This is a genomic window from Polycladospora coralii (assembly GCF_014773435.2).
Taxonomy (GTDB): domain Bacteria; phylum Bacillota; class Bacilli; order Thermoactinomycetales; family Thermoactinomycetaceae; genus Polycladospora; species Polycladospora coralii.
The window spans coordinates 428,878-445,594 of record NZ_JACXAG020000002.1 but is presented as its reverse complement, the minus strand read 5'-3'; the positions used below and the strand labels follow the sequence as shown (position 1 = coordinate 445,594).

Sequence of the window (16,717 nt, the reverse complement as noted above, 5' to 3'; positions counted from 1 at the left end):
AACAGTTCGCATCCCAGACACCTTTACTACAAGTTTCCTCTCTTCTCTTGCTCTCTTTCAATCGCTTCAAAAAGAGCTTTGAAGTTCCCTTCACCAAATCCTCTGGCGCCCTTACGCTGAATAATTTCAAAGAAGAGTGTAGGTCGATCTACCAGTGGCTTCGTGAAGATTTGCAGTAAATAGCCCTCATCATCACGATCAACTAGTATTTTTAGTCGCTTCAAATCTTCTATTTCTTCGTCAATCTCTCCCACACGCGCTTTTAGTTCCTCATAATAAGAGTCCGGTGTTTGCAAGAATTCAACACCATTACGCGTTAATTCTTCAATTGTATTTACAATATTACTTGTCATAAGTGCTACATGTTGTACGCCCGCTCCCTGGTAAAACTGTAAATACTCTTCGATTTGCGACTTTCTTTTTCCTTCTGCTGGTTCATTAATTGGAAACTTAATTCTACCTGTTCCATTTTGCATCACCTTAGACATGAGTGCAGAGTATTCTGTGCTGATGTCTTTATCGTCAAAGTGAATGAGTTCTTTAAAACCCATTACTTTTTCATAATAAGATACCCACTCTTGCATATTTTCAACATTTCCTACCACATGGTCGATGCCAGTCAAACCTGTTTTAGGTACTGGAAACTCCCAATTGAGTGGTTTAAACCCAGGCGCAAAACAACCCTGGTATTCCCTTTTTTCAATTAATGTATGAACGGTATCACCATATGTGCCAATTTGTGCTTTTTTAATGAAACCATGTTCATCAGAGAACGTTTGTGGTTTAGATATTTCGATTGCACCTCTACTTACCGCTTCTTGATAAGATTGCTCCACATCTTTGACACGTAATGCGATATCTTTAATGCCATCACCATGTTTTTTGGTAAATTGCGTGATTTCATGCTCGGGGTGATAAGCCCCACTAATTAACAAGCGTATTTTTCCTTGTTCAATGAGATAAGAGACTTGGTCTCGGTTCCCTGTCTCCAATCCTTGATAAGCAACCGGCTTAAATCCAAATAAGGTACAGTAGTAATGCGCAGCTTGCTTCGCATTGCCACTATAATACTCTAGGTAATCTACTTCCTGCACAGGAAAAAAATCTTGTTCGAGTGATACTGGCTTTGTCTCATTTTGCATTAATTATTCCCCTTTCCAAAACCTTATTTATCTTTAGCGTACATAATTCAAAAAAGAGCGGCAAGAATGTATATTAACACATATATGCTTTTATGCAATGAAACGAATATTTTGCTATTTATTTGATTAGCAACCAATTTCACGCGCAATAATGTTCCGTTGGATCTCAGAAGTCCCCTCCCCAATTTCTGTCAACTTTACATCACGTAAAAACCGCTCCACTTTAAAATCCCGCATATACCCCCAACCACCGTGGATTTGAACCGCTTTATCACACACTCTCATCGCCATCTCTGAAGCAAATAGCTTACACATTGAAGCTTCCTTTGTATACTTTTTATTTTGATCTTTAAGCCAAGCAGCTTTGTATACCATAGTTCGAGCCAATTCAATTTGCATATGCATATCAGCTAACATATGACTAATCGCCTGAAATTTTGATAGCGACTGCCCAAACTGAATCCGTTCTTGCGCATAACGTAGTGCTTGTTCGTACGCACCTTGTGCAATCCCAACTGCCATTGCCCCAATGCCAATTCTACCGCCATCTAAAGTAACCAAAAATTGATTGAAACCTTTACCGATCTCACCTAAGATCGCATCTCCATCTACTTCTACATTTTCCAATATTAATTCCGTAGTATTGGAACTATGGAGTCCCAATTTTTCGTATTGATCAATCACTAGAAAACCAGGTGTCGTGGTCGGGACAATAAAGGCCGTTATTTCTTTTTGATTGCCCACCTGATTTGTAACTGCTGTCAAAGCTAAAAAGTTCGCATAACTGGCATTTGTAATAAAACATTTGGATCCATTAAGCACCCACTTGTCTTCTTTTTTAATTGCTTTTGTTTGTGTCCCCCCTGCATCTGATCCCGCATTCGGTTCTGTTAACCCAAATGCGCCTAGTGACTCCCCCCTACATATTGCCGTTAGATATTTTTCTTTTTGCTGTTTAGTACCGAATAAATGGAGCGGGGCACCCCCAAGTGAAATATGAGCTGAATAGGTGATTCCGGTAGAGGCACACACGCGACTCAGTTCTTCCACTGCTATAGCGAAACAAACCGCATCAGCTCCTCCACCACCATATTCTTCCGGAAAAGGGAGCCCCATTAAATTTAAGTCTGCCATTTTTTTAAAAATCGAAAGTGGAAACTTTTTGGTTCGATCTCTCTCATCTGCACCAGGTGCTACTTCTCCCTCTGCAAAGTCACGCATCATTTTTCGTATCATTTTTTGCTCAGCTGTCAGTTCAAAATTCACATTGTGCTCCCCCTTCTTTTTTGCAAACGTTTTCATCTATATTATAATAATGCAAATGATCATAATACAATCTTTATTCTTGATTAGATGCATATAAGTTATTGGTTCCACCTGCTTGAAATGTTAATTTTCAATAGACAAACACCGTTTCCATTGCAATTGACGTACGTATAGATAAATAAAAGCCTCTTGGAATTCCATCTAATTAAAACCCACCTCGTAAGATGACACTTGATCTATATTTGAGAAGGGACTGAATTTGTGTGGTTGATTTAGCTGGTATGTGGAAAGGTGAAAACGACCAATCCATTACATTGATTCAGGAAAAACAATTATCCCCTACAGAAAGTCAAGTCATTTGGATCTCTAGAAGCACAATACCACCCATCTTTTTAAATGCATTTTGCGGTTTGTATTTCTCAGATTCCAATACTTTAAAAGGGTATTGGATTGATATCCCGTATCATTCCCACTTAATACCGCTGCGCGAATTACAGTTAGAAGTAGATTTAAATGTGGGGGTCTTAACATTAATTAAATCCACTTCCTCATATGGCACAAAGAAATGGATCAAACTTTCCGACTAATCATGGTGAAACCATGCAAATCAACACGCTTGGTTATCCATATCTTATTTATATGGAGGTGAAAAAGTTGTTGAACATTAAAGTACCTACAGATTACTCAACGATCCAAGCAGCCGTAGATGCGGCCAACCCCGGTGATACGATCTTTGTCGAATTGGAGGGCAGTCCATATTTTGAATCTGTCCATATTACAACAGATCACATAAAAATTATTGGGATTAGAAATCCCATCCTCCATGGAAAAACGCTAAATGCAGATGCCAGTGGTTTCACACTTGATCATGTGAAAAATGTAGTCATAAACGGCTTTACAGTGATGCGATTTGGTAAAAGTGCATTTATGATTAGAAAATCACGCCAGAATTTAATTCGAAAAAACCGCTTACTAGAGAATGAGACCGGGATCACACTCAACCAAGCAAATGAAAATCGAATTTCGAAAAATGAAATCCTATCGAATACCGGAGCAGGCATTTCACTGACACACGCTCATATAAACAAACTTCAGCGAAATACCATTATGCGGAATACAGATCATGGGGTGATCTATCGCTATGCAAGTTCCAATCAATCTAACCACAATCAAATATTGAGTAATTATAATGATGGTATTTTTTTGTATTATGCCGATTCGAATCAATTTAAATATAATCAAATTATAGGAAATAAGGATGAAGGTATTGACCAATTATGTTCTAATCACAATTATTTTGCGCATAATAAAATAGCCCACAATGATTCCGCTGGTATTCAACTATATTTTTCTTCTCATAATCAGTTCAAGAAGAATATACTGACGAAAAATATGGATTCAGGTATTGTGATTGATTCTTCGACCAATAATCAGATTGAAGATAACCAACTTATCGAAAATGAGGATTTTGGATTACTATTGCGACAAAATGCAAAAAACAATGATATAAACACCGTCGGGCCCTTATGCTTAACATCCGATTCATTCGCGAATAATATTATGAATCATCATGAAGGTCAGATTCACTTTGAAGCAAGTGTAATGAATCCCCATCATTTTTTAACACAGATATGGGGAAATCAATCCTTTCGAACCGCACATGGTGGCGATCACTTTGACAATCTACTCCAGCAATTAGAAGGCTACCTAAACGATTTTGAGCATCTGTCTACCAAACAACTTATTCCGCTCGAGCATGATTATGATAGTGTCATTCGTATGATGATTCAACACCCAAATAAAGCATTTATATATGTTCAAATTCATCCTACATTAAAGGACATGATATCATCCTATCTTGAAAAACCTTATGAAAAGATCGAAAAAGGGATTCAACTACACAATCTGATGAATCCAGATATGCCCCCCCTATCCTGCCCCTTTCCTCACGACCATAGCTCTGCTTACTTAAGTTGCATCAGGCCTAATACGCAATATCAATGTGAATGGGGTTATTATGCACATAATCAGTTTTTTCCACTTTTATTTTCAAATCGAGTTGAATCACCTTACCGCACTGATGATATAAGTGGCGAAATATAATATTACCTGATGATTTGATACACAATCATTACGATGAAAAGGAGGGAAATCCCATATGCCTCATGGATATTTTTCATTAGCCCTTACGGCGCATATGCCATATGTGCGACATGATCAAGATGACACCTTTGAAGAACGTTGGCTATATCAAGCTATAATATGGTCTTATGTGCCACAGCTATTAGCCCTTGAATCTATGATAAATGATCATGTTAAATTTAGAATTACGATATCTTGGTCACCCACGCTACTAACATTACTTGCGGATCCCTTGATTCAAGCCAGATGTGAAAGCTTCATCGCACAAGCCATTCGACTAGCTCAGTCCGAACAGAGAAGAACGGAGAAGATTCACAAAGAAGAGTATGTTCTCGCTACGATGTACGAAAAACGCTTACGGTCCATACGCTCTTATTTAGAACAATATCATTATAACTTAACAACAGTACTCAAAAATCTTCATAAACACCCACAAGTTGAATGGATTGTTTGTGCCGCCTCACACGCATACTTACCCCATATCGACACGTATGAGTTGAAGCAAGCACAAATTTATACAGGTATTGAAACCTATCAGCAAATGTTTCAAGCCAATCCCAAAGGTTTTATGTTGCCAGAATGTGCTTACACACCTGAAATTGATTCTATCCTTAAACAAGTGAATATCCAATATTTTTTGTTAGATAGCCATGGACTACAAAATGCCAATCCCCAACCAAAAAACAATGTTTATGCGCCAATAAGAACCACTCATGGCGTTCATGCCTTCGGTAGACACCGTCAAGCATCTCAACGCATTTGGTGCTCTGAATATGGCTATCCAGGCGACTATAATTATCGTGATTTTTATCGTGATATTGGCTATGATCTCGATTACCAGTATATATTGCCCTATATTCACCCTACAGGAGTACGTACAGATACCGGGTTTAAATATTTTCAGATCACTGGAAAAACGGTACACAAAAAATATTATCAACCTGAGCGTGCCCTACATCAAGCGAGCGAACACGCAACAGATTATGTCTCATATCTAACACAATTAACTTCAAAAGTGAAAATGTCGGACAAGAGACAGCCCCTCATTACCGTTTTGTTTGATGCTGAATTATTTGGACATTGGTGGTATGAAGGACCCACATTTCTTGAACAATTATTAAGAAATCTATCCGAAAATAATGAGATTGAATCCATAAATCCGACTGAATATTTAGATAAACATCCGCAAAATGAGCAAGCACAACTCTCCACTTGTAGTTGGGGGCTTGGTGGATATAGTCACGTATGGGTGAATAAAAAAAATGATTGGATTTATCCATTATTACACACAGCTGAACGAAAATATGTAGCGCTATTAAAAAAGCATGATCATCCCGATAAATTAACAAAACGCTTACTACAACAACTAGGTCGAGAGTTAATGTTAGCACAAGCAAGTGATTGGGCGTTTATTATGACTGGGAAACAAATGTCCCAAAGTGCTATTCATAAGACACGATTCCATTTGAAGCGCTTTTATGATTTATCCAAAATGATGCAATCTCAAATGATTTCGGAAGAGCAACTCACCAATTATGAGAACCAATTTCCTATCTTTCCTACTCTTAACTTGAATCATTTCCATGCGCCCTCTTCCAGAAGTATACAAAATCAAACAAACACCTCCCTGAGCGTTATCATCTTAAGTTGGGAATTTCCACCATTTACAATTGGTGGCATTTCCAGAGCTGTATATGAATTGTCTATGCAGCTTGTAAAACAAAACGTCGAAGTGCACATTATCACTTGTGCATTTGATCGAGATGCAAGCGATGAAAGACTAAATGGCATACACATCCACCGTGTAAAGCCGCTTCGTCCTAAGCCAAAAAGTAGTAGTCAAAGTTTTTTTGATTGGGTATTTCAGATGAATACTTCCCTCTTTCAAAAAGTAGAATTTTTATTAAATCATGGCTTAAAAGTCGATATTGTCCACGCCCACGACTGGTTGGTTGTATTTGTAGCTGAAGCCTTAAAAAAAAGATATCAATTTCCACTCATTTCTACCATACATGGTTTAGAATATGTTCGTTATCAAAATGATCAAGCATCCTTTGGAACCATCGCACATCGTGGTGATCAAAAGTTAGTCACCATATCAGATCAAATCATCACTTGTAGTCAATTTATGAAAAATACAGTATGCGAATTGTTTCCGATCGCATGTAATAAAACAAGCGTTATTGCCAACGGCATTGAAATCCCACCACCCCCTACTTCCAGTGAAAATGATAAAGTAAGCGACTTGAGATTAAAATACGCAAAGCCTGAAGAGAAGATACTCTTGTTCGTAGGTCGTTTGGTTTATGAAAAAGGCGTTCACATTTTAATCGAAGCGATACCCACTATTCTAAAAAAACAACCTCATATCAAACTGATTATAGCAGGTGAAGGCAGTGAAAAGTCATTTTTAGAAAGTAAGATCAAACATTTGAATATACAAAAAAATGTCATTTTTACAGGCTTTGTTGCAGACGACCAGCGCAATATGTTTTATCGTATGTCAGACATATGTGTGATTCCGAGCTTAAGTGAGCCTTTTGGACTCGTCGCTTTAGAGGCAATGTCTTACAAACTCCCATTAATTGTTTCAAGCGTTGGGGGATTAGCTGAAATCGTCCAACATAAAGAAAATGGTTTAACCATGATGAATTGTCATAGCAAATCACTTAGTGACCAAGTCAATTGGATTTTAGAAAATCCCGCACATGTAAAAAAATTGACCCAAAATGCTTATCGTACCCTTAACCAATATAGCTGGAGTAAGAATAGCGAGCAAACCAAAAAACTTTATGAAAGTCTCCAGCATAAGTCCCCCTCACAAATTGGGCAAATAGAGTGAACGCACTCCTCGATTTGCTATTCGTATCAAAAAGGGATAAAATTAACTCAACAAATCAAAATAAAAGCACCTCCAAAATGGAGGCGCTAAAAATGATTACTCTAAGAAATCTTTTAAACGCTTACTGCGGCTTGGATGACGTAACTTACGCAATGCCTTTGCTTCAATCTGACGTATACGTTCACGTGTAACACCGAATACCTTACCTACCTCTTCTAGTGTACGTGTGCGTCCGTCATCTAAGCCAAACCGAAGACGTAACACATTTTCTTCACGCTCAGATAATGTATCTAACACATCCTTAAGTTGCTCTTTCAATAACTCATAAGCTGCAGCGTCAGCCGGTGCTTGTGCATCATCATCCGGGATAAAATCGCCTAAATGAGAGTCATCTTCTTCACCAATGGGGGTTTCGAGTGATACAGGCTCTTGTGCGATCTTCATAATTTCACGTACTTTTTCAGGGGAGATACCCATCTCCTCACCAATTTCTTCTGGTGCAGGCTCTCTACCTAGTTCTTGCAGTAGCTGTCTAGAAACCCGAATAAGTTTATTGATCGTCTCGACCATATGCACGGGAATACGAATCGTACGGGCTTGATCTGCAATCGCACGCGTAATCGCCTGTCTGATCCACCAAGTTGCATAAGTACTGAACTTATAGCCCTTCTGGTAGTCGAACTTTTCTACTGCCTTGATCAGCCCCATGTTCCCCTCTTGGATGAGGTCTAAAAATTGCATCCCTCTACCTACATACCTTTTTGCAATACTTACCACTAATCTTAAGTTTGCTTCAGCTAACTGCCTCTTAGCCTCATCATCGCCTTCTTCAATCCGCTTTGCTAACGCTACTTCATCTGCTGCTGATAGGAGTGGAACACGACCTATCTCTTTTAAGTACATTCGAACAGGGTCATTAATTTTCACACCAGGTGGTACACTTAAATCATCGTGTAAATATTCATCTCCCGATTCAGCTGTATTCGGGTTAAACTCGTCTTCTTCATTCAATATTTCAATCCCTTGATCTCCGAGAAACTCAAAAAACTCATCAATATGCTGTGTGTCTTGATCATATGGAGAAAGCTTCTCCATGATTGTCTTATATGTGAGTACCCCTTGTTTTTTACCAGCTTCTACTAGTTGAGCTTTTACCTGATCAAGTGTGAGATCTAATTCGGTTTGTTCGTTCGCCAACGTTATTTCCTCCTTTCTGATGAACATGTGTAAGACGCTACCCCATTTTTATTTTCTTTCTAAGTTGCGTAATTTCTACAGACAACTTAGCCGCTTTCACAGGTTCATCAGCACGCGATAATTGTTCAATTTGTTTCTCTTTCATTTCAATCTCTTGTAAAAGAGGATAATTTCGGATATGCCGAACATAGTCCGTAAGTGCTTCTGCAGAAGGCTCCGCTGGCAGTTCTAGCATGGCTAATTCTGTTGCGACGGGTATTAAAGCAGGATCAGAGAGCGAACTAATAAAACGACCTGTGTCCATCTCATTGTCGTTTTCTTCACAGTAGTAATAAAGATATGCAGCTAGAGCCGCGTAAAGATCGGTATTAAAATCTGCGCCTATTTCATCTCTTACCCATTGAATAATGGATCTATCGCGCATCATATAAGCAATAAGTAGCCGTTCCGATTTCTCAGTAACTGTAATCGTTTTCGCTATTCCGAGCGTGTGTTTGCTTCCCTCTTGATAACCATTATTCCACCGAGCCGTATGTTTATCCCTTTTTATATGCTTCTGTTTCTTTTTCTTTCTTAATTCTTCTTTCATCGCATCTAATGAAATACGAAATTCCTCAGATAACTTTCTAATATAATGATCTTGCTCAATTGCTACAGGTAACTCACTAATAATCGTGATAGCCTCATTTAGATATTGCATGCGATCATCTGAGTCTTCGAGTGCGTAATTTTTCTTTAGCGTTTCTAATTGATACGCTGTAACAGAAAGCGCTCCTCCTAATATTTCTTCCCTAAAAGACGTTGCTCCAAAACGACGTATATAATCGTCCGGATCCATATCAACCGGTACTGAAGCAACTTTTACCGTACAAGACTCATTTTTTAGTAACTCAATCCCACGATCCGACGCAGTTCGTCCTGCATGATCTGAATCAAAACAAAGATATACGTTTTTCGTGTTTCGCTTGATCACCTTGATGTGATCAGAAGTTAATGATGTTCCTTGTGTTGCAATTGAAGTTCGAATTCCAGCTTGCCATGCAGAGATAACATCCATGTACCCTTCAAATAAGATGACTTGATCGTCTTTACGTATAAATGGACGAGCTCGATGAATATTAAACAAATGATTGCTTTTGTGAAATAATACAGTTTCAGGGCTATTAAGATATTTAGGTTGTCCAGAGTCGATTAGCCTTCCGCCAAAGCCAACGATACGGCCTTGAGCATCATGAAGTGGAAACATAATTCGACCACGAAAACGATCAAAGTATCGATGCCGTGATTGTGTTTCTTTTTTCACAATCAAACCTGCTTTTTCCATCACTTCCTCATTCATTTGTCTTCCCTTCAAGAAAGATAATAAAAAATCATAAGAGGATGGAGCAAAGCCAATCTGGAATTCACGGATTGCTTCAATCGTAATTTTACGCTTTTCCAAGTAGTGACGTGCATGTTGCCCATAATCTGTCTGTAGGAGAACATGATGAAATAACTTAGCAGAGAGCTCAAGCGCTTCACGCATTTTATTCCTTAAATCGTCTTCTGGACTATAACGCTTACTCTCTTGATCGGGTAAGATAATGCCCGCCTGATCAGCTAGGTGACGAATCGCTTCGATAAATGACATTTGTTCTGTATCCATCACAAACTTAATCGTGTCACCACCTGCTTTACAGCCAAAACAGTGATAGATCTGTTTTTCTGGAGATACAGTGAATGAAGGCGTATTCTCCGCATGAAAAGGGCACAGGCCAAAGAAGTTTTTTCCGCTTTTCTTCAACTGAACCACTTGTCCCACTACATCAACAATATCAAAGTGGTTTCTAATTTGATCCATTATCTCATCTGATATTCTCGCACCCATAAAACCACAGCTTTCTATCTAATAAAAATGTCTATTCATGGAGACAACCCAATAGATATTCTACATAAACAATGAAAATCCTCCCCTTTAAAAATGGTAATATTTTCATCAGAACCTGCTTGCTTGTTTACGTGTTCATTCGTCGTATTGGGGAAGTTTACATATTTCATTATACACTGGATACGGTTTATTCATGCTTGGTGCCAGATCGGTAGCGTCAATTTGCACGTATCCTCGTTTTTAGGATGTCTATAAATCCCTATATCTTGAAGAAACGCTGTACAATCTACTAAAACATCATACCCTCCTATTCTACATAAAAATAGGTTCTCCTTCTGAAATTCAGTAGTGATAATCCATTTCCATCTGATGCATCCATTCACCTGATTACACTAAAAGCGGCTCTTAATCCATACTTCAATTACTTACACTATGTAATTGAGACTCATCAGATCGCCAAAAAACGAAGGAACAATGTCATCTCATATACGTATGACATTATACCTTCGCCGAATTTCTATCTATGACTGCTTCTAAATCGTCCTATCTATATCTATTATTATCCTATTTCTATATAACTATATACTATCACTAGTGTGTATTAAATGTCTAGTTATCCTAGTTAGTTACTCGCTATGGCTGCTTGCGCTGCTGCTAATCTTGCGATCGGGACACGGAACGGAGAACAACTTACATAATCCAGACCAATTTGATGACAAAACTGAATGGATCGTTTTTCGCCTCCATGTTCACCACATATTCCCGTTTTTAAATGTGGTTTCGTTTGTTGTCCTTTCTCCACTCCCATTTGCACAAGAGCACCTACGCCCTCTACATCAATTGTAATGAATGGGTTGTCAGATAATATTTTTTGATCAACATAGGCGTGTAAAAATTTCCCTTCCGCATCATCACGACTATATCCAAAAGTTGTCTGTGTTAAATCATTTGTGCCAAATGAGAAGAAGTCGGCTTCATTTGCAATCTGATCAGCGGTAAGTGCAGCTCTTGGTAATTCAATCATGGTTCCTACTGTATACGAGACCGGAATGTCTGACTTCTGCTGCATTTTATTGGCAATATCGACTACAAGCTGCTTCATCTGTGCCAATTCATTAACATGACCGACTAAAGGAATCATGATCTCTGGCTGTACTTCTACACCCGAGGCAATGACCTCTCGTGCCGCCATAAAAATGGCTTCGACTTGCATCTGATATATTTCTGGGTACATTAAGCCAAGTCTACAGCCACGGTGTCCAAGCATGGGGTTCATTTCATGTAGTGCCTTCACTTTTCTTAATAAGGTTTCCTTCTCTGCTCGGAGTTTCTCATCTACATCTTGCGCCATGTTTAATTTCGTCACTTCAATGAGCAGTTCATCCATATTGGGCAAAAATTCATGGAGTGGAGGGTCTAATAAACGAATCGTTACGGGTAAACCATTCATCGCATGAAAAATACCTTTAAAATCTTCTGTTTGCATTGGCAATAATTGATTGAGTGAAAGCTTACGCTCTTCAAGCGATTCAGCTAATATCATTTGTTGTACAATCGGAATACGCTTTGCTTCCATAAACATATGTTCTGTACGGCATAGCCCAATCCCTTCAGCTCCAAATTCTCTAGCCTTTTTTGAATCCTCCGGATTATCTGCATTTGTTCGGATTTTTAAAGTGCGAAGCTCATCTGCCCATTCTAACAGTTGCTTAAATTCGATTGATAATTCAGGGTCCATCAGCGGTACTTGACCTGTGATTACACGACCTGTACTCCCATCAATAGATATTAAATCGCCTTCTTTAAGTAGCTGGTTTTGAACTTGTATTTCTTTCTTTTTTAAATCTATTTTCAGCTCTTCACAGCCACAAATACAAGCTTTTCCCATCCCTCTAGCCACTACAGCGGCGTGACTTGTCATGCCACCACGACTCGTCAAAATGCCTTGTGCAGCCAAAATACCATGTATGTCTTCAGGAGTCGTTTCAGGGCGAACCAAGATCACATCTACACCCGCTTGACTCCATTTTTCAGCATCATCTGCGTGAAACACAATTTTACCAGAGGCTGCACCTGGTGAAGCAGGAAGACCTTTAGCCAAAACAGTGAGCGAAACATTGGTGTCAATTCTTCGATGAAGTAACTGATCCAACTGATCAGGATCGATTCGCTTTATCGCGTCTTCACGTGAAAGAATGCCTTCTTCCACCATATTAACGGCGATTTTCACACCTGCTTGTGCGGTTCTTTTTCCATTACGTGTTTGTAAGATGTATAGCTTCCCTTTTTCGACTGTAAACTCAATATCTTGCATGTCACGATAATGATTTTCCAAGCGGGATGAAATCTGAATAAATTCTTGGTAGATATGTGGCATTTGTTCTTGCAGTTGATTTATCGCTTGCGGTGTGCGTATCCCTGCTACAACATCTTCACCTTGCGCATTAATCAAGTATTCTCCGTATAACTTTTTTTCACCAGTAGACGGATTACGTGTAAAGGCGACGCCAGTTCCCGAATCATTTCCTAAGTTCCCAAATACCATCATTTGAATATTAACAGCCGTCCCTAAATCATCTGATATTCTGTTAATCTTACGGTATACTTTCGCTCTTTGGTTATTCCAAGAAGAGAAGACGGCTATGATCGCTTTCTGTAATTGCATCTTCGGATCTTGTGGAAATGGCTCTTTTGTTTTCGACAAAACTAATTTTTTAAAAGCTTCTACTACCAATCTCCAGTCTGCAGCAGTCATTTCGATATCATTTTGAATCCCTTTCGCTTGCTTTTGACGTTGAATAATACTTTCAAAATGATAATGCTCAATGCCTAAAACGACATCACTAAACATTTGTATAAAACGACGATAGCTATCTAACACAAATCGCTCATCACCCGATAGACGTATAAGTCCGGCCGCAGTATCATCATTTAACCCTAAATTTAAGATCGTATCCATCATGCCTGGCATCGAAAAGACAGAGCCAGATCGCACGGATAGCAATAATGGATTGGCAGGGTCTCCTAGTGTTTTCTGCGTTTTGAGTTCTAATGCTTTGATGGCCTCTTCTATTTGTGATTGTATTGGCGCTGTAATTTTTTCACCTTCAGCAAAAAACTGCTTACACGCAGCTGTTGTAATTGTAAAGCCAGGAGGTACAGGTAATCCAACATTCGTCATTTCAGCTAGATTCGCTCCCTTTCCTCCTAGAATGTCTTTCATATCTTTATTTCCCTCATGAAACGCAAAAACCATTTTATTTATCATTTCTAGGACTCCCCTTTTTTCAGCATATCTAGAATGATATTTGCAGTTTCCTCCACAGCTTTGTTGGAAACATCAATGCGTGGGCATCCGACTTTTCGGATCACCTTCTCTGCATATTCCAATTCAAGCAAAATACGCTCCAAGTTTGCATAATTGGCTCCGGAGGCTAACCCTAATGATTTTAGTCTCTCTCGTCTGATGTTATTTAATTGATTCGGATCAATAGTAAGCCCTACACATCGATTCGCTGGAATCATAAAGAGTTCATCTGGTGGATCTACTTCTGGTACGATCGGTACATTGGCTACCTTCAAACGTTTGTGAGCTAAGTACATGGATAAAGGCGTTTTGGAGGTTCGTGACACACCGATTAATACGACATCTGCGCTTAATAAACCGCGCGGATCCTTTCCATCATCGTATTTTACTGCGTATTCAATCGCTTCAACTTTGCGGAAGTAATCTTCATCCAACTTGTGAAGTAAGCCCGGCTCACGCTTCGGTTTCATTTGAAATAAATGAGATAGTCCATTAATCATCGGCTCCATGATATCTACGTATGGAACCCCTTTTCGTCTAGCCTCTTCCACGAGTTTTTGTTGTAGTTGTGGTACAACTAAGGTGAAAGCAATTAAAGCCTTCTCTTCTTTTGCAGCTTGCACCGTTTCAATTAGTATATCTTGATCTGTAACGTAAGGTACACGGCGAATATCAATGCTATCACTATGTCCATTAAATTGGCTAGAAGCCGCTTTCACGACGAACTCGGCTGTCTCTCCTACCGAATCTGATATGACGTAAACTACTGGTAAATCACCGCTCATAGGTATGGGGAAATCCCCGCCCCTCCTTTTTCCTCAAGGTTGTCCAATTTCCACAAATGCTTTCACAATCGTTGTCTTACTGATTCTACCCACGATTTCAACGTCTATCTCTCCATCTTGAGCAGGTCGAATCACAGGTAGTGAGTCTACTTGATGACGCATCATTTGACTTGCTGCGTAGTAAAGTGTATCTTCTTCTTTAACTGTTATAATATTAGGCATCCGTGTCATCATCACACCGACGGGCATAGCTGATAAGTCGTTATTTCCCATCGAGACCTGTAATAAATCTTTCCTAGATACAACACCTAATAATTGGCTGGACTCTTTCGTTACAAAAAGCGACCCCACATCTTCTAGAAATAAAGTACATATCGCATCATAGACGGATGAATTTTCTTTTACGATGATCGGGCGTGATTTATAGTCCTTTACAAATAAATTACGTATGTGTTCGCCCAGTAATTGGTTGGCCGTCTTGCCTGAATAAAAATAACCTACACGTGGACGTGCATCGAGTAAACCTGCCATCGTAAGTATGGCTAAGTCAGGACGTAATGTTGCTCTTGTCAGTTGGAGCTTTTCAGCGATTTGCTCCCCCGTTATGGGACCTCCAGCCTTGACAATTTCTAGTATTTTTTCTTGGCGCTTTGATAACTCGATCTGAATGCACCTCCTAAGACCCAAAACTTCATGCTATATGTGACATACTTTTTTTGTGTTTAACCCTATATAGTATATACCATATATTAAGGTGCTTGTCACTGCCCTTTTATAAATTACGTCGGGGTTCCAGTTGTTTATGTTCATGATTTTTCCATTTGGCCGTTGTGTATTTTAGTTAATCGAAACGACGAATCGTCTCTGGGTGTTGCCATCAGCTAAAATATCGTTGTATGCTTTTAAACGTGTTTCATGTTTATTTTATGTCGTGTCCACTACATGAATTATGAATTGATCATTGGAGGTTTTCTTATGTTATTTTCAAATCCGATTGCTTCATATGTGAAGCTTGATTTTCATCACTTTCACTACGCTTCTGAATTAGATCTAAATCAGGTAATCATCCAGCTACCCGATGAAAAGTATTCGTCAGACGAGCTGGTTCAATTAATTAACTCAAGCGCGATACGTCCGATTGGTTATCGCATGCCTCTTTCTATGGCACTAGGAAGCAAACCTACAGAAGCAGAGTGGAAGAAGTGGTTTGCATGTATTTCTCCTACTTTTAATGACAATCATCGTTTTATCATTCTGCATGGACAACAGGTTGCACTGGGCTCGATCTTTGAATACTTAGATGACCATGCAAGTGATTTTAATGCTTTACACGACTTTAAAACGCACTATGTGGAAAACATGATTACGCAGTTATCACAGCTTCAACAATTAGCAAAGCAATACGAACTCACCCTTTTAATTGAAAATGCGGCTATAGGTGGGATGACTTATTTTGAACCGGGACAAGCATTTATTCACCCTGCTTTACGTACACCACGCCATTTAATACAAATTGCGGAAGCAACCGGAGTGAAGATTTGCTTTGATACTGCGCATGCCCGTATTACCTCACACGTTTTAACTTATATGCATCGTTCACGTAGTATGTTTGCTGGTGCTACCGAAAAAGAAATCTTAAATTCGACAAAAAATTGGATTGACTTTTATCACCAAATTGAAGATCATATCGGACTCATACAACTCTCATATGCCGTAAGCTTTGGTGATACACCAACTACAACTCATATTCCTTTTCCACAAGAGCGATACAGTGAAATCATCGATTTTGCAGAGTGCGTAAATCCCACTATTCCGATCGCACTCCATAGTGGAACACATCCGCAAAATTTAAAACAACAACTTGATATGATTCATTTTTTAAAGAAAAGCTAACTCGCTTTTTTAATGCGTATTCGACTACGCTCTCTTGTGGGCAGTCGAATACTTTCTTTTTATATGCTAACTATTTTATGCAGGTAATAGGAATTTTCTATCGATTTTTTGCGGATTTTTAACATCATAAGCATTCGCAGAAGCGGACAACCACGTCGATTCACATGATTTTTTATGATTCCTGGTGTGTTTTGCCTAAGCGACACAACTGAAAAGCGTACAACCACTTCTTCCATTTTTTTCATAGGATAGTCCTAACAGTAGATTAGGAGGCTA

The 16,717-nt window shown here is 39.0% G+C and carries 11 protein-coding genes; 4 read left to right on the top strand and 7 right to left on the bottom strand.

The window, feature by feature from the left end:
• Positions 1–26: 26 nt before the first annotated feature.
• On the bottom strand, positions 27–1,142 hold the full coding sequence (gene hppD, locus IC619_RS06410; RefSeq protein ID WP_191138928.1) for a 4-hydroxyphenylpyruvate dioxygenase: 1,116 nt from the start codon (positions 1,140–1,142) through the stop codon (positions 27–29).
• A gap of 126 nt (positions 1,143–1,268) precedes the next feature.
• Entirely contained in the window at positions 1,269–2,408 is a 1,140-nt protein-coding gene (locus IC619_RS06405) for an acyl-CoA dehydrogenase family protein (RefSeq protein WP_191138929.1), read from the bottom strand.
• 263 nt (positions 2,409–2,671) lie between these two features.
• Here IC619_RS06405 and IC619_RS06400 point away from each other — a divergent pair, with 263 nt between their 5' ends.
• The 3 genes from IC619_RS06400 (at position 2,672) to IC619_RS06390 (ending at position 7,392) form a co-directional block, all read left to right on the top strand.
• Positions 2,672–2,995, top strand: coding sequence for a hypothetical protein (locus IC619_RS06400; protein WP_191138930.1), 324 nt, complete (start codon positions 2,672–2,674; stop codon positions 2,993–2,995).
• Between the two features lie 67 nt (positions 2,996–3,062).
• Positions 3,063–4,511, top strand: coding sequence for a right-handed parallel beta-helix repeat-containing protein (locus IC619_RS06395; RefSeq protein WP_191138931.1), 1,449 nt, complete (start codon positions 3,063–3,065; stop codon positions 4,509–4,511).
• A 55-nt stretch (positions 4,512–4,566) separates the two neighbouring features.
• Complete coding sequence (locus tag IC619_RS06390) at positions 4,567–7,392, top strand: 1,4-alpha-glucan branching protein domain-containing protein (protein WP_191138932.1); 2,826 nt, start codon at positions 4,567–4,569, stop codon at positions 7,390–7,392.
• A gap of 96 nt (positions 7,393–7,488) precedes the next feature.
• Here the strand turns inward: IC619_RS06390 and rpoD are convergent, their stop codons facing one another.
• From rpoD to ccpN, 5 genes are all read right to left on the bottom strand, one after another.
• Entirely contained in the window at positions 7,489–8,616 is a 1,128-nt protein-coding gene (gene rpoD, locus IC619_RS06385; protein ID WP_430624095.1) for an RNA polymerase sigma factor RpoD, read from the bottom strand.
• 10 nt (positions 8,617–8,626) lie between these two features.
• Positions 8,627–10,456: a DNA primase gene (dnaG, locus tag IC619_RS06380; protein ID WP_191138934.1), complete on the bottom strand. Its 1,830-nt coding sequence runs from the start codon at positions 10,454–10,456 to the stop codon at positions 8,627–8,629.
• Positions 10,457–11,078: 622 nt separating this feature from the next.
• Positions 11,079–13,721: a pyruvate, phosphate dikinase gene (gene ppdK, locus IC619_RS06375; RefSeq protein WP_191139349.1), complete on the bottom strand. Its 2,643-nt coding sequence runs from the start codon at positions 13,719–13,721 to the stop codon at positions 11,079–11,081.
• Positions 13,722–13,726: 5 nt separating this feature from the next.
• Positions 13,727–14,548 carry a pyruvate, water dikinase regulatory protein gene (locus tag IC619_RS06370; RefSeq protein WP_191138935.1) on the bottom strand — a complete coding sequence of 274 codons (822 nt, stop codon included), beginning with the start codon at positions 14,546–14,548 and terminating at the stop codon, positions 13,727–13,729.
• A 33-nt stretch (positions 14,549–14,581) separates the two neighbouring features.
• Positions 14,582–15,217 (bottom strand): transcriptional regulator CcpN, encoded by a 636-nt coding sequence (gene ccpN / locus IC619_RS06365; protein WP_191139350.1) that lies wholly within the window; start codon positions 15,215–15,217, stop codon positions 14,582–14,584.
• Between the two features lie 306 nt (positions 15,218–15,523).
• On the opposite strand from ccpN, the gene IC619_RS06360 reads away from it, so the two are divergent.
• Entirely contained in the window at positions 15,524–16,441 is a 918-nt protein-coding gene (locus IC619_RS06360) for a hypothetical protein (protein WP_191138936.1), read from the top strand.
• Positions 16,442–16,717 lie beyond the last annotated feature (276 nt).

Coding starts and splice junctions, on each gene's coding strand:
- dnaG (WP_191138934.1), bottom strand. CDS start 10,456: ATGGGTGCGAGAATATCAGATGAGATAATGGATCAAATTAGAAACCAC.
- IC619_RS06370 (WP_191138935.1), bottom strand. CDS start 14,548: ATGAGCGGTGATTTACCAGTAGTTTACGTCATATCAGATTCGGTAGGA.
- rpoD (WP_430624095.1), bottom strand. CDS start 8,616: ATGTTCATCAGAAAGGAGGAAATAACGTTGGCGAACGAACAAACCGAA.
- IC619_RS06390 (WP_191138932.1), top strand. CDS start 4,567: ATGCCTCATGGATATTTTTCATTAGCCCTTACGGCGCATATGCCATAT.
- IC619_RS06360 (WP_191138936.1), top strand. CDS start 15,524: ATGTTATTTTCAAATCCGATTGCTTCATATGTGAAGCTTGATTTTCAT.
- hppD (WP_191138928.1), bottom strand. CDS start 1,142: ATGCAAAATGAGACAAAGCCAGTATCACTCGAACAAGATTTTTTTCCT.